This window comes from Streptomyces sp. NPDC090741 (assembly GCF_044769045.1).
Lineage (GTDB): Bacteria > Actinomycetota > Actinomycetes > Streptomycetales > Streptomycetaceae > Streptomyces.
In genome coordinates, this window is the sequence record NZ_JBIVXF010000002.1 from 934,182 (window position 1) to 958,408 (window position 24,227).

Below are 24,227 nucleotides of genomic sequence, written 5' to 3' on the forward strand. Positions count from 1 at the left end.
GTGACAGCCCAACGGGTGTGCGCTCCGCCCGACGTGCGGCCTCAGCGAGCCTTCGGTACGTCGGAGCGCGAGCTTCGGTACGGAGGAGAACCTCGTCCTGGGGCGGCGCCCTCAACTCCGGGCCTGGCACGGGTCGCCCGGGTGCCCCCGTCCGTGCTGTCTCACGCGCTGCCGGCGACCGGAGCGTACGCCACTGCGGCAACCGGGTTCGGCACTGCCCGGTGGCGGTCCTGTTCGAAGGACCGGAGCAGGTCTGCCGCGACGCTCACCGCGATCGTGGCGGGTTCCTTGCCGGTGATCTCGGCGATTCCGATCGGGGTCTTGATCCGGTCGATGGCGGCGGCGTCGTGGCCGCCCTCGGTGGCCAGGCGCTGCCGGAACCGCGCCCATTTGGCGGACGAACCGATCAATCCGATCGAGCCGAGACCGGCGGTGCGCAGGGCGGCGTCGCACAGTGCGGCGTCCTCGGCGTGATCGTGGGTCATGATCATGACATGGGTGCCGGGTGGTAGCTCCGTGAGCACCTCCTCCGGAAGCAGTGGGGTGTGGTGTACATGGATCTGCGCCACCGCATCCGCGAGCACACCCAGTCGTTCGCGAGTGAGCATGTCGGGGCGGGTGTCGATCAGGTGCAGGTCGAGGTGGTGGCGGGCCAGGATGCGTGCCAGTTCCAGTCCGACGTGCCCGACGCCGAAGACCGCCACCGCTTGGACCACCGGCAGCGGTTCGAGCAGTACGGTGACGGCTCCGCCGCAGCACTGCACGCCGTGCCGGCCGGTGACCTTGTCGTTGAGGGCGAATTCCATCAGCTCCGGCTCCGGCCCCGGCCCCGGCTCCGACCCCGGACCGGCCGCGCCGTTCAGCTCGCGCGCCCGATCGATGGCCACGGCCTCGATGTTGCCGCCGCCGATCGAACCCCAGGTTTCGGTCCGTCCCACCACGAGTTTGGCACCGGCCCGGCGGGGTGCGTGGCCGCGCACGGTCGCGACGGTCACGAGCACGCCGGGTTCCCGGCGTGCCCGCAACCGCGCGACCGCGGCCACCCAGTCCATGTCAGGCATTGCTCAAAGCGCTTGCGTCGGCGGGGACCTCGCTGCCGTCGGGGGCGCGACCGTCGTGCCGCACGCCCCCCTTGCGGGCTGCTTCGATCGCCCAGTACACCGCCTCCGGTGTCGCGGGGGAGGCGAGCTCCACGCTGATTCCGGACGGCCCGAACTCCCCGGCCGCCTGCCGCAGCGCTTCTCGTACCGAGAAGGCCAGCATCAGCGGAGGCTCACCCACCGCCTTGGACCCGTACACCGCACCCTCCTCGGTGGCGTTCTCCAGCAGCCTGACGTTGAACTCCTCGGGCATCTCCGAGAAGCTCGGCAGCTTGTAGGTGCTCGCGGCCTGGGTCAGCAGCCGACCGCGGTTGGGCCCGTCGCCGGCGTCCCACCGCAGGTCCTCGAGCGTGAGCCAGCCCGCGCCCTGCACGAAACCGCCCTCGACCTGACCGATGTCGATCATCGGGGAGAGGCTGTCGCCGACGTCGTGCACGATGTCCACCCGCCGGATCCGGTACGCGCCGGTGAAGCCGTCCACCTCCACCTCGGTCGCGGCGGCGCCGTAGGAGAAGTACTTGAACGGCGAGCCCTGGAACGTCTTCGCATCCCAGTGCAGGCCCTCGGTCCGGTAGAAACCGGCCGCCGACAACTGGACCCGCTGGAAGTACGCGGTGCGCACCAGGTCGTCCCAGGCCAGTGTCTTGTCGTTGCCGAGGACGCGTGCGACGCCCTCGACGATGCGCACGTCCGAGGCGTTCGCACCCAGTTGTGTTCCGGCCACCTGCAGCAGCCGCCCGCGCAACTGCTCGCAGGCGTTCTTGACCGCCGCACCGTTGAGGTCCGCCCCGGCACTGGCGGCGGTTGCGGAGGTGTTGGGCACCTTGTCGGTTCGCGTCGGGGCCAGCCGCACCTTGTGCAGCGGAATGCCCAGTGTGGTCGCGGCCACCTGCAGCATCTTGGTGTGCAGGCCCTGCCCCATCTCGGTGCCGCCGTGGTTGATCAGGACCGAGCCGTCCTTGTAGATCAGCACCAGGGCGCCGGCCTGGTTGAAGGCGGTGAGGTTGAACGAGATGCCGAACTTGATCCCGGTGATCGCGAGCGCCCGCTTGGTGTTCGGGTGCGCGGCATTGAAGGCCGCGATCTCGCGCTTGCGATCGGCGATGCCCGCGTCGTTCCGTACCTGCTGCCAGACGGTGGAGATCCGTTCGGGGTGGAGGACCGGCTGTCCGTACGGCGTCGATTGGCCCTGCCGGTAGAAGTTGCGCTCGCGCAACTCCATCGGATCCAGGCCGAGCAGCGGAGCGCACCGGCCCATGATGTCCTCGATCACCAGCATGCCCTGCGGTCCGCCGAAGCCGCGGAAGGCGGTGTTGGAGACCTTGTTGGTCTTGGCGATGCGACCGGCGATGCGCGCGTGGGGAATCCAGTAGGTGTTGTCGATATGGCACAGCGCGCGGGCCACCACGGGCTCGGACAGGTCCAGGCTCCAGCCGCCGTCCGCGGTCAAGGTGGCGTCCAGGGCCTGGATGCGGCCCTCGGCGTCGAAGCCGATCTTCCACGTGGCGTGGAAGCCGTGGCGCTTGCCGGACATGGTCAGATCCTGGGTCCGGTTGAGCCGTACCCGAACCGGCCGTCCGGTGAGCCTGGCGCCGAGCGCGGCGACGGCCGCGAACCCGTGCGGCTGCATCTCCTTGCCGCCGAAGCCGCCGCCCATCCGCAGGCACTGCACGGTCACCTCGTGGCTGTGCAGGCCGAGCACGTGCGCGACGATCTCCTGCGTCTCCGAGGGATGCTGGGTGCTGCTCTGGACGAACATCTGCCCGCCCTCGTCGACATGGGCCAGCGCCGCGTGCGTCTCGAGATAGAAGTGTTCCTGATCGGAGAACTGGAACTCGCCGGTGAACACGTGCGCGGAGTCGTCGAATCCGGCATCGACGTCGCCGGTCAGCATCACGGGCCGGGCGCCGTGGAAACTGTTCGCCGCGATCGCTTCCCGCAACGTGATCACGGAGGGCTGTTCGTCGAGTTCCACCTCGACGGCCGCCGCACCGAGCCGGCCCGCCTCCAGGGTCTCGGCGAGCACCCAGGCGACGGCGTGGCCGTGGAACATGACCTCGTCGGGGAACAGTGGTTCGTCGTGCTTCATACCGGCATCGTTGACGCCGGGTACGTCGGCACCGGTCAGCACGCGGACCACACCGGGCACGGCGAGCGCGGGCTCGGTGCGCAGCGCGGTGATCCTGCCGTGGGCCTTCATGACCTGGACCGGGTAGGCGTGCAGTACGTCCTTGGTGCGATGGACCAGGTCGTCGGTGTAGAGCGCGGCGCCGGTGACGTGCAGGCTGGCGCTCTCGTGTGGCATCGAAACGCCGACGACGGGCATTTCGGGGCGCTCGGACAGATGACTCATGACGACACCGCCTCGGTGGTTTGCGCGTACAGCTTCAGCAGGCTCTGACCGAGCATCGCGGAGCGGTATCCGGCGCTGGCGCGGTGATCGTCCATGGGCGTGCCCTGGGCCTGCAGTACCTGGGACGCGGCCTCGACGGTCTCCGCCGCCCACGGCTTGCCCTCCAGGGCCGCCTCGGTGGCGAGGGCTCGGATCGGGGTGGCGGCCACGCCGCCCAGGCCGATGCGTGCCTTGCGCACGATCCCGTCCTCGATGTCGAGCGCGAAAGCGACCGCCACGCTGGAGATGTCGTCGAAGCGACGTTTGGCGATCTTGTGGAAGGCCGCGACGGGCGACAGCGGCAGCGGGATGCGCACCGCGCGGATCAGCTCGCCGGGACGGCGCACGCTCTGCCGGTAGCCGGTGAAATAGTCGGAGAGGGGGACCTCGCGCTCACCGTCGGCGTCCGCGAGCACCACCGATGCCTCCAGCGCGAGCAGCACCGGCGGGCTGTCACCGATGGGGGACCCGGTACCCAGATTGCCGCCGAGGGTGGCACTGTTGCGGATGAGCCGGGATGCGAACTGCGGGAACAGCTCTGCCAGCAGCGGGATGCTGCCGTCGAGGCGGCGTTCGATCTCTGTGAGCGTCTGCGCCGCCCCGATCACGATGTGGTCGGATTCGACTCTCATCTCCCGCAGTTCGGGCAGACGATCGACCGCGATCACGCAATTCGCCCGGCGGGAACGGATGTTCACCTCCACACCCCAGTCGGTGCTTCCTGCGACGACCACCGCGTCGGTTCGCTCGCGCAGTAGCCGCAGCGCATCGGACAGGGTGCTCGGCCGCAGGAACGCGCTGTCGTCCCGGGTGTATTCGGTGGGGGCCGGTTCGGGCGGGGACTGCTCGCGACGCTGCGCCAGGGGGTCGTTCCTGGTGGGCGTACCGACGGCGAACGCGGCATCGCGAATCGGGCGGTAGCCGGTGCAGCGGCACAGGTTTCCGCTCAGCGCGTGCAGATCGAAACCGTTCGGACCGTGCTCGGTGCCGGTCCCGGTGCCGGTGCCGCCGGCCGAGTCCGGGTGGGCGCAGCGGTCGGGCCGGTAGTACTCGGAGGCCATGCTGCAGATGAATCCCGGTGTGCAGTAACCACATTGGGAACCACCGCGGACGGCCATCTCCTCCTGCACAGGGTGCAACGCGACCGGCATGCCGGACTCGCCGGCGGTGGCGAGACCTTCGGAGGTGATGACCTCCTGACCGTCGAGCGCCGCGACCGGGACCAGGCAGGCGTTGACCGCCACCCAGTCAGTGGGCTTGTTCACCCCGGGACGGGCCACCAGGACTGAACAGGCGCCGCATTCACCCTCGGCGCAGCCCTCCTTGGTGCCGGTGAGGCCACGCTCGCGAAGAAAATCGAGCACTGTGGTGTGGGGTGCAGCCGGTGAAATCGGTGTTTCTTTCCCGTTGACCGTGATCCGTGCCGCTACCACGGCGCACTCGCATTTCGGCGCGCGGTCGATGTGACTGTCCAAGTCGCCATTTCAGGAGCTTTCTCTTCCGGTGGTCGCAGCTCGATAACCCCGAGCGCGACAAATCGGCACGCAACGACGTGCCGTAGATGCTGACAGAGATGGGAAGGTGCCGGGGCCGCAATCGGGCACGCCGGGAAGGGGGCTGCTCAGCAGCCGTGTGCGACACGACCGGGAGCCCAGGCGATCTGGTGTGCGAGGCGAAGCAGTTCGGAGATGGTCGACATCCGGCTTCGCCTCCTTCCACCAGTAGCTCGCGAGTCGGTGCGGTCGAAGCTACGTTGCCGCAGGTTCATCGGTCAAGCGGATGTAGGTCGATTCCACGAACACAGACCACTTCGTGCGGCGGATATTCGTACGCGAAACCAGTGGTGTCCAGACCTGATCCGTTGGTTCACTGACCTCCACCCGGGGCCGGGTACCGGATCCAGTGGTTCAGCGTCGCTGCTGCCGCACATCGTTGGAGCCGGTGTCGCCATCACGCCCGAGCTGCTCCAGACCACCTCTTTCACGTGTGTCAGCGTCCAGATCCGCTGACAATCGATTGGCTGCTGCGCCCGGGGCAGCCCTCTTGCTCCTATGCAGACAAACAACGCGGTGCCCGGATGTGGATGACGGGACCGAGTCGGACACCGCCGGCCTCCGCATACAGAGCAGCCTTCTCACGTGCGGCAGCGACGGCGGCCGTGCGCGCCCGGGCTCGCAGCTCCTTCTTCGTGCTCACATTGAACTCGACACCTGCAACCTGGTTCGCGCCGGCCTCGACAGCATCGACGAGCACCGTCTCCAGGATGTCCAGCTCACGCAGCTCGATCACAAACGCGGCCGTGCACTCGTAGCCGAGGAACTTGCGCTCATTGCCGAAGTTCCATGAGGACTCCAGATTCAGACGCGACGGGACACAGCCGTGTCCGGGACCCCGTGGCCGCGCAGAACCTCCCGGACCTGGTTGACACTGCCCCGTGTGACCTCGAACGCCTCGCTCGCCTTCTGCCTCGTCTGCTTGACCGCCACGCGAAGCCGGGCCACATCGGGCGCGGCATCCACGCTCGCCGCACCGAACACGGATATGCCCCAGGGGGCGTTCGACACTGACGATGCTGCCGACATGATGTGGGGCGATGCCGGCGTTCTGTACTGGCTCATCCGCCCACAGGACCTGGCTGAGTGCCGCTTTGACCGAGCCATGTTCACCTGGCAGTGCAGCTGATCAGCACCACGTCGGCCAGGCCAAGAGCAGATCTTCATGCGGATCCTTGGAGAACCCTGATGACACTGGTGAACCACCAACAGGTCAACGTCGTCGTCACGGCAGTCGCCGCCGTCGGGTCGCAAATCGACGCGGCCGGCATTACGGGTTTCATCGACCAGGTCAAGCATCCGTCCTGATGGTCCAGGGATGCACCTCCTCCGCAGGTCGGCGATCACCATTCGCTGCGGCTCCACATGACGGGCATGGCCCCGACGGGTTCGAACCTGATGTGCGGCCGCAGCCCGTCCGGTGGCCTGGTCCGTCCGGAACGTCAGAGACCCCCGGAAACCTGTCGCCGGTTGTTCTGCGGGTGGCCGGCCGAGCCCCTACTCCTTGTCGGCCGCTGTCCGCGATGACGTGGCCCCGGTCTGCGCGGTGGGCCACTTGAGTTCGATCTCCAGCTCGATCTGCCCGTCGCCGACTTCGACCTCGATCTCGGTGCGGAGTTCGTCGGGAACCCGCAGGCTCAGGGTCCCGGGGCCGAGTTCCACCTGGGCATTGCCGCCGTGCCTCAGCGCCTCCGCGAGCGCGGAGAGCTGATCGGCGGCCTCAAGGCGTGACAGGGAGCTCTTCTGCTCAAACTTGAGGTCCTTCACGGATGTCTCCAATCCGCTGCGAACAGCGGGCGGGCACAGCAGGTAAGGCTCATTGTGACGCGGCGCGGCATGTCGGGCATCCCCGGGCGCGGGAGGCAGCCGGAACGCTCCGCTCCGACGGGCCGGCCAAGACCGACGGGCACCTTGTTGGTGGGACCGGACGTTCTCCGTCCGCCGCCTCGTGGTGGTGCGGGGTGGTGCACTCGGGAGTCACGAGGCCCGCTCGCCGCCGGCTCGGGCCTCCGCCGCGGGCCCCGGCCGTGGCCGGTTGAAGGCCAGGGTGACGACCTCACGCCAGTGCCCGCGTGGACCGGCCGCCGGAGGCCCCGGGCGACGCCTCGGGACCAGTACGCGCAATGCGCCCGGGCGGATGGAACAGGTGACGGGCGCAGGCATGGTCAGGGCCTCTCCGTCCACGGCGACCGGGATGGACCCCGCGTCCGATCCGATGACAACCCGGCGGGAGGTCAGTACGTTGAGGCCGACCGCCTTGGTGCCGCGGAGCGCGATATCGGCGGCCTGGGCGGCGTTGTTCACCCGGATCCCGAGGACACCGAGAACTCCGAGGTCGAGCCGGGATCTGCGGAGGCCCGTGGTCATCGGTTCGGGGGCGGCGTAGGGGTTGTTGCTGATCAGCAGCGCCTGCTGGGACTCCAGACGCGCCTCGTCCGTCACCGCGTCGAGAGTGTGACCGGTGTATCCGAGCAGGAGGTCGGGCATCGCGTTCAGTGCCGAGTGTGCCTCGGCATCCCGGTAGTCCGGGCGCTGCACGATCTCCGCGTACACACCGAACGAGGCCGTGTTGACGAAGGTGTGGCCGCCCACGAAGCCCAGGTCGACCTTGACTTCCTCCCCGTCGGCCAGCGCGTCAAGGCACCGGGCCGGGTCCTCGCGGTCCAGACCGAGATCCATGGCGAAGTGGTTCCTGGTGCCTGCGGCGACCACCAGGAACGGCAGGTCGTGCTCGGCCGCCACCTCGGCCACCCGGGCCTGAGTGCCGTCGCCGCCCGCCACCCCGAGCAGGTCCGCGCCTTCTGCCACCGCCTGACGGGCGATCGAAGCGACGTCCGTCCTGACCGACGCGTCCAGCAGCACGACCCGAGCGCCCAGCGCCTCGGCCTTCTCGACCAGGCCGAACCGGCCGACCTTCCCACCGCCGGACTTCGGGTTCATGATCAGTACCGGATGCCGGGGGAGGGAGCAGGCGACCGCCACCATGCCCTGGGGTTGTCGCGCCCCGCGCAACGCCGACCGCGCGCACACCACGGCGGCTCCCCACAGCGCGACGGCGGTCAGCGCCGCGGGCCACAGGTCCGCCCGGGCGTAGACGATCAGGACGGCCACCGGTGCGCCCGCCATGAGCAGCGCCCCGACCACCCGCACCGCCCCGTGGTGGGCCAGCATCCACCACGTACCCACGGCCGTGAGCGCCATGCCGACCACCCCGGTCACGAGGACGAGCAGACCGCCGGGGCCGCTCGCCGCCACCAACGCTGCCACTGCGCCCAGTGCGCAGGCCAAGGCCAGCCGGGCCGACAGCCGAGCGCGCGCCGGTGCGCCGGAAGGGTGCGACAGTGACATCGACCTCACGTCCTCTGGCAAGTCCTCATGCCGGCCGGGCGGCTGTTGCGGATGGATGCCGTCCACGGAGCTGAGCTGCAGCCGAGCGCCGCTGCAGCGCCGGAACCCCGTCACGCGGTGGGGCCTCGAAGGTGCGCACCGTGTCGGGCCACGGGTTCGTAGGGTGTTGTCGTACCGGTCATTCTCCTCCTTCAGGCGACTCCGGGTAGCGGACGGCTTCGAATGCCGCCTGTCGTACACCGAGACCGACTGGGACGAGATCAAGCACACCTGGGCCGTCGCCCGGCGCGGCCGCCTGGCGAAGGACCGGTACGGGGTGTGCGCCGACCGAGTCAACGACATCAACGACATCAACGACGACCAGCGTCCCGATGGCGATGGTGGGTCCAGGGACACTGCCGGCCGCGTCTACAGCGAAGAGCCCCGGCGGCGATGCGTGACGCGAAGTCGCCCTGCTCGGCGATCCGGCCGCGGTCCGGCACGATGATCCGGCCCGCGAGGCCGGCGATGGCCAGTTGCTGCCACTGGCCCCCGGAAGGGTCGCGGCCACCCCACCAGGAGCGCGCCAGACGGGTGTCCGGGCCGTGGGGCAGCCGGTCGATGACGTCGCGGGGTGTCGGCGGCCCGGCGGCGGCGAACACCACGCGTCATCCGTGCGTATGGATAGGCGCCCCCACACCGAAGGCCGCGTGACAGGACGCGTTCCGCTGCCTCTCCGCGGGTTCGGCGGTGTATGAAATTCTTGACATCGTGCGTGAATAATTTTACATTCCCCATGTCAAAAGTTATTTACATGGGAGCGGGGTGCGGACGTGGCCTTCCAGGAGAAGCGCGCGTGGATCATGGGGGTGGTCGCCATCGCCGGCTACGCGGTCTACCTGGCCGTCGTACTGGGCCGGGCCGGGAGTGGGGTGCCCCTTCCGGAGGTCGCGTACGTCGTGCCGCTGCTGTGGACGGTCGGCGGCGCGATCGCGGCGTCGATCGCCCTCAACATCGCCGCCGCGATCTCCTCGCCCGGTGAGGCCGACATCAAGGACGAGCGCGACAAGGAGATCGCCCGCCTCGGCGAGTACACCGGGCAGTCCTTCCTCGTCCTCGGCGCGGTGACCGCGCTGGCCCTCTCCATGGCGGAGGCGGACCGCTTCTGGATCTCCAACGTGATCTACCTGGGCTTCGTGCTCTCGGCGGTGCTCGCCTCCGTCGTGAAGCTCGCCGCCTACCGGTGGGGATTCCAGTCGTGGTGAGGCCGACCGGCATCACCAACCGGATCCGCGTTCTGCGCTTCGAGCACGCGGAGATGACCCAGGCAGCGCTGGCCGAGCGCATCGGTGTGACCCGCCAGACCGTCATCGCCATCGAGAAGGGCCGCTATTCGCCCTCCCTCGAAACGGCGTTCAGGATCGCCCGCGTCTTCGCGGTGCCACTCGAGCAGGTATTCCAGTACTCGGACGACGAAGGGGCGGCGCCGTGAAGGCGATCGTGCAGGACAGATACGGCTCCAGCGATGTCCTGGAGCTGCGGGACATAGAGAAGCCGAAGCCGGGCCGCGGCGAGGTGCTCATAGCCGTCCGGGCGGCCGCTCTGGACGCCGGGGTCTGGCACCTCATGAGCGGGCAGCCCCATCTGCTGCGGCTGATGGGGTACGGGTTGCGCGCACCCGACGTCCGAGTGAGGGGCCGTGAGGTTGCCGGGCGGGTGGAGACCGTCGGGGGCGGCGTGACCGGACTGCGGCCGGGGGACGAGGTGTTCGGGATCTGTGAGGGTTCCTTCGCCGAGTACGCGACCGCCTCGCAGGACAAGCTCGCCCTCAAGCCCGCCGGTCTTTCGCTGGAACAAGCGGCGGCGCTGTCCATCTCCGGGCTCACCGCGCTCCAGGCCCTGCGCGACACGGGCCGCGTCGGGCCGGGGCAGCGGGTCCTCGTCATCGGCGCCGCCGGCGGGGTCGGCACCTTCGCGGTGCAGCTGGCCAAGGCCTACGGTGCGCACGTCACCGGAGTGTGCAGCACCGCGAAGACGGAGCTGGTGCGCTCCCTCGGCGCGGACGAGACCATCGACTACACCCGCGAGGACTTCGCCGAAGGCGATGTGTCCTACGACCTCATCCTCGACACCGCCGGCAACCGCTCCCTCTCCCACCTGCGACGATCCCTGACCCCGCGCGGGACCCTCGTCATCATCGGCGGTGAGAACGGGGGCCGTTGGCTCGGCGGCATGGGCCGGGTGCTGTGGGCCGCCCTGCTGAACCCCTTCGTGCGCCACAGCCTCAAGCCGTTCATGGCCTCGGAGCTGAAGGCGGACCTCGACGTGCTCAAGCAGCACGTCGAGGACGGAACCCTGACCCCGGCGATCTGGCGCACCTGCCCCCTCGCCGGTTCGGCGGAGGCCATCGATCAGCTCCACCGGGGCGAGGTCCAGGGAAAGATCCTGATCTTGCCATGACACTGCGGCACGGGTCGGCTCGCGGCGAGCTGGTCCTGCGCGAGGGCGTGAAGGGGCGGACCGTCGGGTGCGGTCATGGTGCCGACCTCCTTCGTGACGAGACATCTCGAAGATCAGCCGGCTGCATCGTCCATGCGGCACCCGCGGGAACCCGGCACGCACTTCCGGTACGGGTGGAACCCGTACGCCACTTCCAGGAGCGGAACCCGGCCCCGCAAAACTCCACGCGCGCACCAGGACGGGATCATCACATCACCGAGCGGGCGAAGCGGAGCAGGCCGGTACGGTCCGCTGTTCGCCGAGTTCTGGCAGGAGTGCGGCGACGTGGTCGGGGTCGGGTGTGCCGGCGAGCAGGATCGCCACATGGCGCTGCCAGAACCGGTAGGCCCCGATCCGGTACCGGGCACCGGCGGTCGCGGTCTCGGACATCCGGACCAACGCCAGATGGTCCAGCAGGTAGTCGACGCGTACGCGTTGAGGAACGTGGCCAGCCGCTCGTCGGCGGATGCCCCGGGGCCCAGGGGCGGCGGCCCGCTCAGGACCGCTTCGTTCAGCACGCGCTCGCGGGCGTCCAGCAGCGCGGCCCGGTTGCGGGCGGCGTCCGTATTTCGTATCCACGGGCGAGACGCGGTCGTGGTTGCCGGGGTGGTCGATGATGCGGTGATGCGGTGATGCATACGCGGCCGAGTCCAGAGCTACTCCGCTGAGGGCAGCCGGCGTAGGGACTTCCGGCCCCGGGGTGTCAGGTTCGGGTCCTGGGCCAGCTCGTCGCGCACCGCCATTGCTGACGGATGGCCGACCTTGGCCACGAGGTGCACCGCCACCACACGCAAGGGCTCTTCCAGATCAGGGTCGCGGGCGAAGCGCAGGAGATCCTCCGCACCCCGCGGATCGCTGTGAAGCGCGACCACGTAGGCCGCGTTGATCCGCTTCAGGGCCGGACAGGCGGGATCGTCGGCGATGGCCTGCAACCGCGCGATGCCGTATGCCTCGTCGACCGCAACCACGACAAGCACCGCCTTGAACCAGAACTCGCCCCCGGCACGGGCGTCGATCCAGCTGACGAGGAGGTCGAGGCCGCGTTGCCGGCGAAGATCGATGAGCCGCCATGCGATGCCGAGCCGGGTGTCGTGGTCCAGCCCTGGATTGGACGCCAGCTCCACGATCAGGTCGAGCCCGCTCTCGTCGCCGGCGCGGACCATCGCCGTCGCCGCCGCCACCTGGCCCTGCACACTGGTCAGCCTCGGCGAGCGGGCCAGTTCTCGCAGCGCCGCCAGGCCCTCGGCCCGGCTCTCCGCGAAGGCGAGCAGCGCACTGGCCGCGTCGACCCGGGAGTCGTCGATCGCCAGGCCGGCGAGGGCCTCGGCCATCGCCACAGAGCTCGGATCCAGCTGATTCACCCCGTCGATGTCGATCGAGGCCCCGAACCAGGCCCGGCTACCGACCTTGATGTGCCGCTTGAGCTTCTCCACCGCCCGGTCCTGCACCTCGGCCGGGAGGTAGGTGCCGAGCCGTTTTTGGGCGGCGAGGAACGTGCAGCCGCTGATGCCGGCCGATGACGGCAGCTTGTCGAGATCCGCCGCGGCGGCACCGGTGAGCCGGTCGATGAGGAAGCCGAGGTAGGACGTGTTCTCACCCTCGGCAGCCGCCCACATCCGACGGCCCCAACCGCCCACGGGGCGGTAGCCGGGAGCCGGCCGCCACGGCCACTGCCGGCGCCGGTGGCTGTCGAGGACGAGCCGCAGCTCCGCCAGGCCGCGCTCGCGCGGATCACAGACAGCGCAGGCGGCCAAGAACTCCTCGTACGTGCGATGCGCGAACTCCAGCTCCTCGCCATGCTGCTGGAGCACCCCGCTGCGCCGGAAGCTTGCGATGAGCTGCTCTCTCCACCACCTCACCGGCACTCCGCTGGGCGGCTTCGTGAGATCCTCCTCCAGCAGTACGTCCAAGACCGACCGGACGGCGCTGCTCTCCCGCCGACGGGCGGCCACCCGCGCCAGCAACGTACCAAGGTCCGCGGGCGGCAGAGTGCCCAGAGCGACGACATGTTCCCTCACCGTGGGGCTGCGCCAGGCCGGTGCCCCGGTGTCGCCTTGCCTGCCCGCGTGATGCTCCGGCCGGGTATCGGTGCGCGGCGTGGTCGCCATCAGCTGGCTGATGAAGGCGTCGTAGATCTCCCCACGGGTGCTGCCCAGAGGCCGGTCGGGACGGACCCGGTACAACTGGCAGAGAATGGCGCCGATCATGGGCAGCTTGACCAGGTCGGCGAGACGTGCCTCGGCGATCGCAGCCATGAGGCCATCGACTTGATCCGGACCGAGCCATGCCGCGGCCAGCTCCCGGACGTCACCCGCCTCGAACCGCAAAAGCTCGAAATGGACGGGAGCCGCCTCCCTCAGATCGCTGTGCTCCTGCTCGGACAGGTGCCGCGTCGCGACCACGAGGCGGTGGGTCTCCCGCCGTTCTGCGACCCACCGGACCGTATCCCGCAGCACCTCCCGGCGTGCCTGTGCGTTGGTGATCTCGTCGAGGCTGTCGAGCAGGACCAGCCAGTGAGAGCCGGGCGACGGCGGGCGGGCGAAGAACTGCGCCGCGAGTGGGGCTTCGCTGAGCGAGGTGGCCGGAACGAGGACCGGAAGCGCGGCAGACCGGACTCCGTCCGACCACTGGCGGCAGACGTCGAGCTGGTGACGCCGTAAAAGCGCGGACTTGCCGCCACCGGGATCACCGAGCAGCACCACGAGCGGTCCGGTGGTGAAGACCGCGGCGCTCGCCGGCCGGGCCGTCGAACGGTCGGCAGGCCGCCCGTCGTGCCAGCTCACCACCGACTGGGCAACGTAGGGCTCCGAAGCCTCCGCGTGGCGGCAGACATCGGCGAGGTACGCCTCCAGCTGGGCGCCCTTGTCCACGAGGACCGCCTTACGACCCTGCCCGCCCCTCCGGGTCGGGGACCGATCCGCAGCCGCACGCTCGGCGTGGTTGTACGCATGGGTCTGCTGATCGCCGGTGGCCCCCAACGCCCGTGCGACAGCCCGCGCCGTCTCCGGGCTGGGCAGGACAGCCTTTTCGCCGAAGATGCCGCTCAGATGAGCGAGCGACACGTTCGCCTTCTGCCGGATCGTACGTAGCGACGGATCACCCCGCTCCTCGCGCAACCGCTTCAACAGGTTCAGCAGTTCGCGGTGGTACCCCACCGGGGGACCACCCGGTGTGGTCATTTGAGCACCCTCGCATCCATGCGGGGCAGCGTATCGGCCGCGATCGCGCTGTTCACTCAGTTCACTGAACACAGTGCGGTCTTCGTCCGTTCGGCCAGGTCAACGGCCGTTACATGGACGCGGCGTTCGGTGTCTCGTCGTGAACGCCGCCAGATCGCCTTGGCTGGAGCCCGCGGCGGATCAGCCGTCCGTTCCCTCAAGTCCCCAGGAGATGCCATGAGCCGTAAGCCGTTCACCCTGCGCCAGGCCGTCCTGTGCGGCGCCGCCGTCGCCGCCGGATCCACCGTCGGAACCGTCGCCGAGACAATCGCAAGCCACGTCCCGAGCATCGGTCCGCTCACAACCGCCGCCGTGGCGCTGTGGGTTCTCGACAAGCTCAACGCGCTCATCGACGACACCAAGCCGTAGTCGTCGATCGGCGCGGCGCCGCAACTTGGAGGACGCGGGTGCCGGTTCACGAGCAGCGCCGGCGCTCCGATCATCTGGAACAGCGGGACGGAGTACTCCCAGACGCTGTACTGGTAACCAGGGTTCCTGCCAGTGCAGTTGGCCGGTTGTGTACCCGGCTGCCAGCCGGGCTCAGGCACCGGGACCTCGTGCCTCCTGCGTCCTCACCGTCGCCTTGCACCACGCCGTCCGGGGCGACACCAGCGCGGTCACCGCCGACCGCCTTCGGGCCCTGACCATCGGACTCGCGATCCCTCACCGATCATTTACGAGGCACCCTTAGCGTGCGGTCGAGGAGGGGGAGCAGGCGGTCCCAGTGGCGCTTCAGTCCGGCGGGGTCGAAGGCGTCGGTGTCGGACATGGTGAACCCGTGGACGGTGCCGGGGTAGATCTCGGAGGTGTAGCCGACACCCACGGAGTCCAGGGCCTGGTTGAGCTCACCCAGGGCCTCGGGCGTCAGGTCGCTTTCGGCGTGGCCGAAGTGGACCTCGGCGGTGATCTCGGCGAGGGCGTCGGGCCCGTCCGCACCCACGGGACCGTGGAACGCGGCGACGGCGGCCACCTGGCCGGGGTGGGCCGCGGCGGTGCGCATCGCCAGAAGGCCGCCTATGCAGTAGCCGGTCACCGCGACCGGTCCAGCGGCGACCTCGGGCTGGGTGGTGAGGAAACTGAGGTAGGCGTCAGCATCGCTCAGTACACGGTCGGCGGTGTGTGCCTCGATCAGGGGCATCAGTTGGGCGAAGACCGCGGAGCGGACCTCTTCTCCGATGTACTCGGGAAGCTCGATCACCGGCGCCGGGCCGTGGCGGTAGAAGAGATTGGGGACGAGCACGTAATATCCGTGCCCGGCCAGTTCGCAGGCCATCTTCCGCAGGACGGGCCGGAGATGGCTCCGGGAGGCGGACGGCGGTCCTGCGGCGGCCGCACCGATCTATTCACCGGAGAACGGCAGTCCAGAGCGCCGAGTACTGTGGCGCGCTGGCACTGGAGCACTCCGTGTGCCGCCGGGCATGGGTGGGGCGGGGTCAGGGGCGGAGGTAGCTCCCCAGGTAGATGCGTGCTGCGGCCTCGCTCGTGCCCAGCGCGACCGCCACCTCCTCAATCGGTACATCGGAGGCGGCGAGCTCGTGTGCCGCGTCCCGGCCCGACCTGGCGATGACGTACCGCAGATCGGCCAAGGCCTTCAATGCGACCAACGGCTCGTCGACGGCCAAGCCGTCGAGCCGGCGGACGAGTTCGGTGAGCAGCTCGGTGAGTTCCGCAGGAAGTTGGACGGCCGCGTCCCGGATGACCGACAGGTGCGCGTCGTAGTCCGCGATCGGCCCGGACAGATCGACGTCCGCCTCGACCAGCGACTTGTGCTTCAGGAGCTCGGTCCAGTCGAGCGGATACTCGGCCATCCCCCGCCAGCCGCACGAGCAACTGCCCCGCAGGACCGCGGCCCGGGGCCGGCCGAACCGGCCGTCGTAGACGTGCCACTCCCGCGACGACGGCACATGCGAACCACTGCCCACGTCGAAATAGACCGGGCCCGGCTCACTGTCGTCAGCCAGCAACACCCCCACCGACCCCTCGTGCGCCGCCCCCAACGCCTTGAGCACCCTGTCCACGATGATCAACCCCTCCCCGAAGCATGCGATCGGGCCGGCCAGCCGGCCGGTCCACGATGTCCAGGCTGCCCCGACCGGGCCGTCCACGTAGCGGGATCCACCGAAAGCGGTACGGGCGAAGTCCCCCAACCGTCGGCGCGAGGCGGTAGCCGCGCGTTGCGTCACCGAGAGGAGGTGGCCGCCGCCCGCGCGGAACTTCGAACCTGTGTCTGCGTTGGGAGGCGTCGGCGGTGCGTCGTGTTCGATGTTCATGAGAAACGACAGCAAAACCCGTTTGGCGGACGAGGCGACCACTGCTACGTTTCTGGAGGCCGTGCGAGAGATCGAGGAGGTGGTACCCGTGAACGCAGTATCGACATGGGTGCTCCCCTCCGGGGTCACGGTCGGGCGATAGGCAGGTCGTCCGGGAGCGCCGTTCCAGTGCACTCCCGAAAGGCACGACCATGCATTTCACTTCCGAGCAACGCCTCGACGACGGCGTCCTCGAACGCGAATTCACCCTCGGTGACATCCCCGGCATCCTGTGGACACCCGCATCCGCATCCGTATCAGCACCGGCACCGCTAATCCTGCTCGGCCACCCTCCCCTCGGGCTGCGCAAGATGTATCCCCGACTGGTGGCCCGGGCCCGGCACTCCGCGGCGGAGGGCTTCGCCACGGCCACCATCGAGCTCCCCGGAAGCGGCGACAGGCCCCGTTGGCCGGCCGCCGAGCAGGCCCGCGCCGACCTGCGCCGGGCGATGGGGGCCGGCGAGCCGGTCAGCGACGAGATCGTCGACGCCCTCGTCCTTCCGCTGGTCGACAAGGCGGTCCCCGAATGGCAGGCCGCCCTGGACGCCCTCCTTTCGCTGCCCGAGATCGGCGGCCCGGTCGGGTACTCGGGGGGAGTGATCTCCATCGGCGTCCGGCTGGCGGTGGTCGAGCCTCGCATCTCGGCGGCCGTTCTGTTCGCCGGGAGTTTCGTGCCTCGCGCCGTGCTCGAGGAGGCCCGGCAGGTCACCATTCCACTGCACGTCCTGCTGCAGTGGGACGATGAAGGGAACGACCGGCAGGCGGCCCTGGACCTGTTCGACGCCTTCGGCTCCAAGGAGAAGTCCCTGCACGCCCATCTCGGCGGGCACACCGGCGTCCCGCAGCACGCGGGGGACGCGGCGGCCCAGTTCCTCACCCGACATCTGAAGTGAGGCCGGGCCGTCAGACCGGCAACAGACGGTAGCTGATGTCGGCCGGCATCCCGCTCATCGAGGACGGGTCCCGGCCCTCCGCAGCTCTCTACACCGTGGGCCCCTGCTGAACTCTCGGCAGGGGCCCGTGCTGCCTGAAGTCATGAACCGTTCGATTCCTGCAGAGTGTCGAGTGCTGCCCAAACTCGCGTTCTGGCTCACCAGTCGAGGAAGTCGGTGGCGGAAAGCCGTCACCCTATGGGTGGCTGTCGTCAGCTGGCCATAAGCACCTTTTTCCACATGAGGACGAAGCTGGCCCGGCCGAACATCTGGCGCTTGAGCATCTTGATCCGGTTGACGTGTCCTTGCGGCTCGGCAGCCGTTCGCTGCCCGGCCCAAAGCCAGCCCACCACCACTGCACTGGACCCGATCTGGAAAGCTGCTCGTCAATTGATAGTTGGGGCCTCACGGCGGCGGAAGCCGTGGAAGATGGGCCCGACATGACCGGAGCCCACGCAAGGATGCGCTCGTGTCCGCAGCCCGAGCGGCGGAGCGGACGGTGGCTGCGGGCTGCCGTGTTCACGCTGCTGAGCTCGGCGTTGGCGGTCGTAAGCCATCACCTGGCATCGGGGGATCCGATCGCCTGGCACCGGGTGGCGGGTGGGGCGGCGATCGCTTTCGTCCTGTCGTGGCTCGTGGCTCGGACAGCCCGCCCTTGGTGGCTCGTGGTCACGGCCACCGGAATCGCACAACTCGTCCTGCACCGCAATCTGTCCGCGCAGCAGCCGGCATGTCATGTACCCGCCGAAGGTCACGGCGCGGTACCGCACATCGCGCGCGCCGCACACCAGAGCATGTGGGCGATGGCGGCGGCCCATTGCGTGGCCGCATGCGTCATGGCTCTCCTCATGTACCGCGCCGACCGGGCGCTCAGCCGCCTGCCGGAGACGATGAGCCGATGGGCCCAGAGGGCGGTGGCGGCCGCAGCCGCGGCCGCGGCCTTCGGCGCCCTCTGCCGGCCGTGGCTCAGGCCGCACTCACACACCGGGCCCGTGCGGCACGACGGACTTGCCCCAAGTCCGTCGGCGGCAGCGATGCTCTGCCATGCAGTGGTACGTCGGGGGCCTCCTGCCGGGTGCGCAGGAGACGTTCCCCTTGATCCCGGCGGGCAGCGCCCCTGCGGGATGAAGCTCGCCCCGTACCGAGAGGCTCCTCCATCATGACCGGAACACACACCCGCCCTGGTCTTCGCACCCTGGCACTCGCGGGCCTCGGCGCCCTGGTGGCCGTCGGCGTGAGCGCCGGGCCGGCCGCCGCACACGCCGAGGTCACGGCCTCCGACCCACGCGCCCTCGCCGAGAACGTCACCCTCTCCTTCACTTCCGAGGCGGAGTCGGACAGCGCAGGCATCTCGGAGCTGCGGGTCGTACTCCCGAAGGGCATCACCCCGGAGGCAGTGACGCTGAAGGAGGCCCCCAAGGAGTGGAAACTCACGGCCACCCCCGACGGCTACACCGTCGGGGGCACTGCTCTGGCCACCGGTGTCGACGCCGAGTACAGCATCACGGTGCGCCAGCTACCCGACGAGAAGTCGCTGGCTTTCAAGACCCTCGAAACCTACGGCGATGGAAAGATCTCCCGCTGGATCGAGGTACCCACCGACGGTCAGAAGGTCGACAACCCGGCCCCCGTGCTCGAACTGAAGGCAGCGGCACCCGGGGCCAAGCCGATCGCCCCGAGTCCCTCGCAGACGCCGAGCGCCGTCCCGTCCGTGCAGCCGTCGGCGGCGGCTCCTTCTACGCCCGCCGCTGCCGCGAGCGCGGAGACAGCGAGCGGCAAGGAAGCGGGCAGCAATACCGGAGCGGTGCTCGGCGTGGTGGCGGCCGTCGTGGCGCTGGCCGCCGCCGGCACCCTCTGGTGGCTGCGCCGCAGCCGCAGCCGGGCCTGATCGAAGTGGCAGGGGCGGGGCCTGGCTTGCACGGTGCACCCGCCCCTGCCGCTTGGTACGGCCCGGGAACCAGAACCCGTGCGACGACAGGAGGCGAGGCAGGGACGGGTGGCAGGCAGGTCCGTGCCGGGGTGCCGGAGTGCCGGTATGCCGGGGTGCCGGTGTGCCCGCGTGCCGGCGCGCCCGGGGCGGGGAGTTCGGAACAGCGGGCGCAATGTACAAGGAGAACGCCCGATCCGAGACGCACGTACCCGGCTTTAGCGGAAGTTGCTCAACCGGCTCGGGTCTCTGTCCGGCAGCACTATCGTCCACATCTCGTCATCAGCCCCAACCCTGCCGGAGTCCGCCGTGTCGCTCCCGTGAGTCACACCGTCCGTCCGCCGCCTTCGCAGGATCGAGTCCCCGGTGGCGACGGCCCCCGCTCACGAACGCCACCCCGGAGACCGCCCGTCATGTACACAGGACCACCTCCTGCAAGGAAGCCGCCGACCGTCCTGATACTGGTCGGCGGCGTACTCGCCCTGATACTCGGCGGGGCCGGCCCCGCCCTCGCGCACACCGCTCTCAGCGGTTCCGATCCCGCGGACGGAACCGTCCTCGACGCACCGCCCCGCCAGGTCACGCTCACGTACACCGAGTCGGTCAGCTTTCCCGACGACGCACTCAGAGTGCTGTCCCCGGCCAACGAACGCGTGAATCCCGGGCCGGCGCGGCATGCCGACGGCAAGGGGAACACGGCCCGGGTGGAGCTGTCCGACAAGCTGCCCCAAGGCACCTACACAGTGGCCTGGCGGGTCGTCTCCGCCGACAGCCACCCGATCTCCGGCGCCTTCACCTTCTCCGTCGGCAAGCCCTCCGAGACTGCCGCCGCGGTGACGACCGGTTCGCCGGACGACACGGCAGTCGGCCGCCTCTACGGCTTCTTCCGCTACGTCGCCTACAGCGGCCTCGCCCTCCTCGTGGGCGCGGCCGCGTTCATCCTCATGTGCTGGTCCGCGGCAGCTGCGCTCCGCCCGGTACGACGGCTGCTGGTTGCCGGTTGGGCAACCCTGGCAGCATCCACCGTGGCCCTGTTCCTCCTGCGCGGCCCGTACGAGGCGGCGGACCCGCTGACGTCGGCGTTCGACCTGGCCCAGCTGGGCCGAACCGCCACCGGGAGGCCCGGGACCGCACTGCTCGTACGGCTCGCGCTGCTGCTCGCGGCCGCCGCTGTGATGCGGTGGCGTCCGCCTGTGCGACTCGCCGTCCAGGACGACGAAGCGCAACCGCCGGACCTCGATCTCCGTGTCCGCCTGACCGGGGCAGGGTTCGCCTTGGGCCTGGCGTTCACCTGGACCGCCGCCGAGCATGCCTCCGCCGGGCTCCAGGTGCCGCTCGCCGTTCCGGTCGCAGCGCTCCATCTCCTGGCCATGGGAGTCTGGTTGGGTGGCCTGGTCACGCTGGTGATCGCCTTGCGAGCCCCAGAGGCCGGCGGCCGCGGCGTCCCCGCGCCCGCGGTGAGCCGCTTCTCGACACTGGCGTTCACCGCGGTCGCCGTTCTGGTCGGCACCGGGGTGTACCAGTCCTGGCGGCAGGTCGGTTCATGGGAGGCGCTGACCACCACGTCGTACGGCAGGACCCTCATCGTGAAGGTCGCCGTCGTGGTCCTCGTGCTGTACGTGGCGTCGTACTCCCGCCGGTGGAGCGCCCGCCTGCGCCACGAACCGCCGTCGGCCGCCGAGGCATCGAGGACGCCCGACCACAATCAGGTGCGAGTGGCAGAGATGGTGGGGGCGCCCGGTTCCCCGGGGGTGACGGGCTTCAGCAGCGGGCCCGACGCCCCTGGCGCAGGCCAGGCGGGCGATGCCGCCGGGTCTCCACCCGTCGACGGGGTCGACCGGTACCGGCGCAGCCTGCGCCGCACCGTGATGGCCGAAGCCGCACTCGGCGTGGTGGTCCTGGCGATCACCACCCTGCTCACCGGCACCCAGCCCAGCCGAGCCGCGGCCGCCGAGTCGGCCTCGGTTGCCGTCGGGCAGGAGCCGCAGGTGAAGGTGGTCACGCTTCCGTTCGACATGGGGACGGCCGGCCACCGCGGCAAGATCCAGATCACCCTGGCCCCAGGACGCGTAGGCGAGAACACGGTCGAGGCCGTCGTCTACACCGACGACGGCGGCATCGCCACCGTCCCCGAGCTCCGCCTCGCCCTCACCCAGCCCGACCTGGCGATCGGCCCGCTCGATGCCAAGCTCAAGAACCAGAAGGGGTACTGGGCCGCATACGACCTGCGGCTGCCCATGCCCGGCGAGTGGACCATCGATCTCACGGTGCGCACCTCCGACATCGACCAGATCACCGTGCACGGGACCGTGCGCATCACGTAGCAACCACGGTGGCAGTGGCTGCGGCCCGTACATCTGGCCCCGCCGCCGTGCCGGCCGCGGACGCCCCGTCCCGGGGGCTCGCTCGGGGTCGTCCGTGACGGACCATGCTGCTCTACCGGCGGATCGTGAACCAGGGGGGACGGCGGTCATGGTGGAGCGCCCGGCGATGCCGGCGGCGGCGGCCCTCTCGTACAGGTCGGCCTTGGTGAGTCGCTCCAGGCCCGTCTTCTCCGGTTCTCCGGCGCGGTGCGTGTGCGCTTCTTGGCCGGTGCGGGGGTGCACTCCCGCCTCCACGCCTGGATCAGGGCCCGGGTGCCTTCGGCGTCTCCGTGAGCCGACCGGACCGCAGCGCATCAGTTGTCATGTACCGGGACGGCGTCCGACCCTCCTTCACCGCGGCTGGAGAAGGAGGGTCGCGAAGGGGAGTGAGGCAGGCTCCCAGGACGGCGAGGGCTACGGTCCGGAGCCACAACTGCGGTCCCCGCTACGAAGGCGACGGTGCCCAGGCGTACGGTCGATTGTTCGACGACAATCCGGACGACGCGGGGAGAGAGTTGCGGTGAGCGAGACAGGGAACCAGGCCCGGCAGGGCTCCGGAGGCGAGTCCCGTCGCACGGGCGCCGTCGTGTGCGCCTTCATACTCATCCTGGGCAACGTGGGGGTCGGCTACCTGGCGCTGCTGGCGTACGCGGCGCAACCGGCCGGTCCCTGGGACAGCGAGGCCGTCGCTCACTCCGGTTTCGCGGCCGGCCTGGGCTTGGTCGTGGCCGTCGTGACGGCGCTGCTGTCGTGGGTGTTCGTGAAGGCCGAGTGGCTGAGCCGATGGTGGTTCGCCGCTCCGGCGGTGCTGGCCCTTGCTGCGACCCTGCGCCTGACCCTGCTCGCGCCTGGGCTCTGACCGGGCCTTGCACGGCTTCGGGCTGACCTGGTGGCGGATCGGCGAGAGCGCGAAGGCGGCGGTGGTCTTCGGTACCAGTCTGTGGACCACCTGACCGTGCGGGCGGCAAGAAGGGCGTCCCTGGCGCCTGGCCGAACTGGACCAGCCCGGGAGAAGCGCGCTGCCGGCCAGGAGCTCCAGCCGCATGGCGGCCAGCCGCCGCTCCTCGCGCGGACCCGCCACCAGACTGGCAGAGAGGAAATGGCAGAAGCCGGAACCAATGCTGCTCATGCGTGGTCAGCCTTGTGCCGGCCCCTCACTGGTGGCGGGCGTCAACGACTCGCCACGCCCGGTTGTGCTGCCACCGCCTGGCGGAGGCCTGACGTGTACTCGTTCGCGGAGTCGCCGAGGCCGTCCACGCAAAGGCGTGCGGTGTAGCGGGCGCCCCAGCCGGTTACGCGGAACTGCTCCGAAGGGTCGGCGCGGACGCCGGGGTGGACGTCGAGGACGCCGGCGACCAGGCCTTCTACGATGGCGGGAATGAACGCGCGTACGAGGCAGGTGTGTTCTCCGTGTCCGAAGGTGGCCAGAGGCTGCCGTCGGCGGCGGAGATCGAAGGCGTCGGGCTGATCGAACACCATCTCGTCGCGGTTCGCGGAGCCGATCGCGGCCAGGACGTGTGCGCCGGCGGGCAGCCGTGTGCCGCCCAGCTCCACCGGTCGGGTGGTCACGCGTTCGACGAGCCCGAACGGCGGCATCCAGCGCAGGACTTCGTGGACGGCATCGCCGAGAAGCTCCGGGTAGTCCCGGACAAGTCCCCGCTGGTCCGGGTCGTTGAACAGCGCGATCAGGAGGCTGCCCGCCGCCCACCCCGGTTCGGGAAGGGACGGGAGGACCACGCGGATCGTCGGGAGGACCTCCGCGACGCCTCGCGGACAAGCGCTTCCAGGGGTGATGTGCCGCCACCGTGCGATCGCCGAGGTCGGGTCCGGGCCGAGGCCCTCAAACCAGGGGGTAAGCGCGGCGTCGAGCTCGTTCATGGCGGCTGCCGACACCGCGAGCTTGGCGGGGTCCCCCGGATCGAGGACGCCCAGCCACAGGTCCTGTGCCATGCGCAGCAAGGTCGTGCTGTCGACCTGGAGGCTCAGCATCCACCGGAACACCTCTGCCGCAGCGGGTTGCAGGACCTCGCCCATGAGGTCCGCTTGCCCGTGCATACCGGAGCCCCGCTCGATGACCAGCTTCCGTGCGTACTCCCGGGCCAGACCGGCCCGTTCGGGCTCGAAGAGCTCCTCGACGCTGGCGCGCATCCCTGTGTGGATGTCGCCGCTGCTCGACAGGATGTTCTCCGGTCCGTAAATCTCCGACATGGCGGACGGAAATCTGGTGGTGAAAGTCCGGCCGTGGCTCATCACCTGACGCACGTCCTGCCAGCGCGTGACGAGCCAGCAGCCGAGCGCGGGGATCTCGGCCACAGGGTGGTCACGTCGAAGCCGCTGGTAGATCGGATAGGGATCCGCGTGGAGCGCCTCCGGCGTGATCGTGTCCAGGAACGAGGTCATGCGTCCTCCCGAATTGCTTCGCAGGCAGTCTTCGTCGATTTCCAGGGACCCGGGGGGCGGGGACCGCGCGGGGTGGGCGGGGGGAACCGCCGTTGAACCGGCGGCCACCGAGCTCTTCGCGCACTGGGCGTCCACGGGGTCCGCCGAGCCGGATGGAACGACGAATCCGCCTGACGACTTACCAGCGATCCCGGAGCCGGACACCCC

23 protein-coding genes are annotated in these 24,227 nt (G+C 69.8%); 9 read left to right on the forward strand and 14 right to left on the reverse strand.

The genetic code is table 11. The features are described from left to right. Window positions 1-161: 161 nt before the first annotated feature. The 5 genes from xdhC to ACIQU4_RS09500 all read right to left on the reverse strand — a co-directional run bounded on the left by xdhC (window position 162) and on the right by ACIQU4_RS09500 (window position 5,993). Complete coding sequence (gene xdhC / locus ACIQU4_RS09480; protein WP_403727753.1) at window positions 162-1,052, reverse strand: xanthine dehydrogenase accessory protein XdhC; 891 nt, start codon at window positions 1,050-1,052, stop codon at window positions 162-164. Between the two features lies 1 nt (window position 1,053). Continuing rightward, window positions 1,054-3,453 carry a xanthine dehydrogenase molybdopterin binding subunit gene (gene xdhB, locus ACIQU4_RS09485; protein WP_403727649.1) on the reverse strand — a complete coding sequence of 800 codons (2,400 nt, stop codon included), beginning with the start codon at window positions 3,451-3,453 and terminating at the stop codon, window positions 1,054-1,056. Beyond that, entirely contained in the window at window positions 3,450-4,925 is a 1,476-nt protein-coding gene (locus tag ACIQU4_RS09490; protein WP_403727755.1) for a xanthine dehydrogenase small subunit, read from the reverse strand. The genes xdhB and ACIQU4_RS09490 overlap by 4 nt, the downstream gene beginning before the upstream one ends. Before the next feature lie 616 nt (window positions 4,926-5,541). Next, window positions 5,542-5,853 (reverse strand): SIMPL domain-containing protein, encoded by a 312-nt coding sequence (locus ACIQU4_RS09495; RefSeq protein WP_403727757.1) that lies wholly within the window; start codon window positions 5,851-5,853, stop codon window positions 5,542-5,544. Then, window positions 5,850-5,993 carry a hypothetical protein gene (locus ACIQU4_RS09500; RefSeq protein ID WP_403727651.1) on the reverse strand — a complete coding sequence of 48 codons (144 nt, stop codon included), beginning with the start codon at window positions 5,991-5,993 and terminating at the stop codon, window positions 5,850-5,852. Before ACIQU4_RS09500 ends, ACIQU4_RS09495 begins: the two co-directional genes overlap by 4 nt. On the opposite strand from ACIQU4_RS09500, the gene ACIQU4_RS09505 reads away from it, so the two are divergent. Further along, window positions 5,929-6,174 (forward strand): DUF1963 domain-containing protein, encoded by a 246-nt coding sequence (locus tag ACIQU4_RS09505; RefSeq protein ID WP_403727653.1) that lies wholly within the window; start codon window positions 5,929-5,931, stop codon window positions 6,172-6,174. The genes ACIQU4_RS09500 and ACIQU4_RS09505 overlap by 65 nt on opposite strands. 368 nt (window positions 6,175-6,542) lie before the next feature. Here the strand turns inward: ACIQU4_RS09505 and ACIQU4_RS09510 are convergent, their stop codons facing one another. The 3 genes from ACIQU4_RS09510 to ACIQU4_RS09520 form a co-directional block, all read right to left on the reverse strand. Further along, window positions 6,543-6,812 carry an amphi-Trp domain-containing protein gene (locus tag ACIQU4_RS09510; protein ID WP_403727655.1) on the reverse strand — a complete coding sequence of 90 codons (270 nt, stop codon included), beginning with the start codon at window positions 6,810-6,812 and terminating at the stop codon, window positions 6,543-6,545. A gap of 210 nt (window positions 6,813-7,022) precedes the next feature. Beyond that, window positions 7,023-8,393: a diacylglycerol/lipid kinase family protein gene (locus ACIQU4_RS09515; protein WP_403727657.1), complete on the reverse strand. Its 1,371-nt coding sequence runs from the start codon at window positions 8,391-8,393 to the stop codon at window positions 7,023-7,025. A gap of 350 nt (window positions 8,394-8,743) precedes the next feature. Further along, window positions 8,744-9,037, reverse strand: a complete 294-nt coding sequence (locus tag ACIQU4_RS09520) for a hypothetical protein (RefSeq protein WP_403727659.1) — start codon at window positions 9,035-9,037, stop codon at window positions 8,744-8,746. A gap of 168 nt (window positions 9,038-9,205) precedes the next feature. Between ACIQU4_RS09520 and ACIQU4_RS09525 the strand changes: the two genes are divergently transcribed. The 3 genes from ACIQU4_RS09525 to ACIQU4_RS09535 are packed head-to-tail and all read left to right on the forward strand — an operon-like array spanning window position 9,206 to window position 10,832. Further along, window positions 9,206-9,637, forward strand: a complete 432-nt coding sequence (locus ACIQU4_RS09525; RefSeq protein ID WP_403727660.1) for a hypothetical protein — start codon at window positions 9,206-9,208, stop codon at window positions 9,635-9,637. Beyond that, the gene (locus ACIQU4_RS09530) at window positions 9,631-9,864 is read left to right on the forward strand and encodes a helix-turn-helix transcriptional regulator (RefSeq protein WP_387282644.1); all 234 of its coding nucleotides are present in this window, start codon (window positions 9,631-9,633) and stop codon (window positions 9,862-9,864) included. The genes ACIQU4_RS09525 and ACIQU4_RS09530 overlap by 7 nt, the downstream gene beginning before the upstream one ends. Continuing rightward, window positions 9,861-10,832, forward strand: coding sequence for an NAD(P)-dependent alcohol dehydrogenase (locus ACIQU4_RS09535; protein ID WP_403727662.1), 972 nt, complete (start codon window positions 9,861-9,863; stop codon window positions 10,830-10,832). The genes ACIQU4_RS09530 and ACIQU4_RS09535 overlap by 4 nt, the downstream gene beginning before the upstream one ends. Before the next feature lie 252 nt (window positions 10,833-11,084). Here ACIQU4_RS09535 and ACIQU4_RS09540 read toward each other — a convergent pair whose 3' ends face one another. Then, the gene (locus tag ACIQU4_RS09540) at window positions 11,085-11,261 is read right to left on the reverse strand and encodes a hypothetical protein (protein WP_403727663.1); all 177 of its coding nucleotides are present in this window, start codon (window positions 11,259-11,261) and stop codon (window positions 11,085-11,087) included. Window positions 11,262-11,527: 266 nt separating this feature from the next. After that, a complete protein-coding gene (locus ACIQU4_RS09545; RefSeq protein WP_403727665.1) occupies window positions 11,528-14,050 on the reverse strand; it encodes an NACHT domain-containing protein in 2,523 nt (840 codons plus the stop codon). 216 nt (window positions 14,051-14,266) lie between these two features. Between ACIQU4_RS09545 and ACIQU4_RS09550 the strand changes: the two genes are divergently transcribed. Further along, window positions 14,267-14,458: a hypothetical protein gene (locus ACIQU4_RS09550; RefSeq protein ID WP_403727667.1), complete on the forward strand. Its 192-nt coding sequence runs from the start codon at window positions 14,267-14,269 to the stop codon at window positions 14,456-14,458. A gap of 301 nt (window positions 14,459-14,759) precedes the next feature. Here the strand turns inward: ACIQU4_RS09550 and ACIQU4_RS09555 are convergent, their stop codons facing one another. After that, the gene (locus ACIQU4_RS09555) at window positions 14,760-15,362 is read right to left on the reverse strand and encodes a dienelactone hydrolase family protein (protein WP_403727669.1); all 603 of its coding nucleotides are present in this window, start codon (window positions 15,360-15,362) and stop codon (window positions 14,760-14,762) included. Window positions 15,363-15,522: 160 nt separating this feature from the next. Next, on the reverse strand, window positions 15,523-16,401 hold the full coding sequence (locus ACIQU4_RS09560) for a hypothetical protein (RefSeq protein WP_403727671.1): 879 nt from the start codon (window positions 16,399-16,401) through the stop codon (window positions 15,523-15,525). A 149-nt stretch (window positions 16,402-16,550) separates the two neighbouring features. Here ACIQU4_RS09560 and ACIQU4_RS09565 point away from each other — a divergent pair, with 149 nt between their 5' ends. Further along, entirely contained in the window at window positions 16,551-17,291 is a 741-nt protein-coding gene (locus ACIQU4_RS09565; protein WP_403727672.1) for a dienelactone hydrolase family protein, read from the forward strand. Window positions 17,292-17,542: 251 nt separating this feature from the next. Here ACIQU4_RS09565 and ACIQU4_RS09570 read toward each other — a convergent pair whose 3' ends face one another. Continuing rightward, window positions 17,543-17,683 carry a hypothetical protein gene (locus ACIQU4_RS09570; protein ID WP_403727674.1) on the reverse strand — a complete coding sequence of 47 codons (141 nt, stop codon included), beginning with the start codon at window positions 17,681-17,683 and terminating at the stop codon, window positions 17,543-17,545. Between the two features lie 806 nt (window positions 17,684-18,489). Here ACIQU4_RS09570 and ACIQU4_RS09575 point away from each other — a divergent pair. The 3 genes from ACIQU4_RS09575 (at window position 18,490) to ACIQU4_RS09585 (ending at window position 22,479) form a co-directional block, all read left to right on the forward strand. Continuing rightward, on the forward strand, window positions 18,490-19,218 hold the full coding sequence (locus tag ACIQU4_RS09575) for a DUF1775 domain-containing protein (RefSeq protein ID WP_403727675.1): 729 nt from the start codon (window positions 18,490-18,492) through the stop codon (window positions 19,216-19,218). Between the two features lie 452 nt (window positions 19,219-19,670). Further along, window positions 19,671-21,581 carry a copper resistance CopC/CopD family protein gene (locus ACIQU4_RS09580; RefSeq protein ID WP_403727676.1) on the forward strand — a complete coding sequence of 637 codons (1,911 nt, stop codon included), beginning with the start codon at window positions 19,671-19,673 and terminating at the stop codon, window positions 21,579-21,581. A gap of 559 nt (window positions 21,582-22,140) precedes the next feature. Further along, window positions 22,141-22,479, forward strand: a complete 339-nt coding sequence (locus ACIQU4_RS09585; RefSeq protein ID WP_403727678.1) for a hypothetical protein — start codon at window positions 22,141-22,143, stop codon at window positions 22,477-22,479. A gap of 311 nt (window positions 22,480-22,790) precedes the next feature. On the opposite strand, the gene ACIQU4_RS09590 is transcribed toward ACIQU4_RS09585, so the two are convergent. Further along, complete coding sequence (locus ACIQU4_RS09590) at window positions 22,791-24,020, reverse strand: cytochrome P450 (protein WP_403727680.1); 1,230 nt, start codon at window positions 24,018-24,020, stop codon at window positions 22,791-22,793. Window positions 24,021-24,227: the final 207 nt, after the last annotated feature.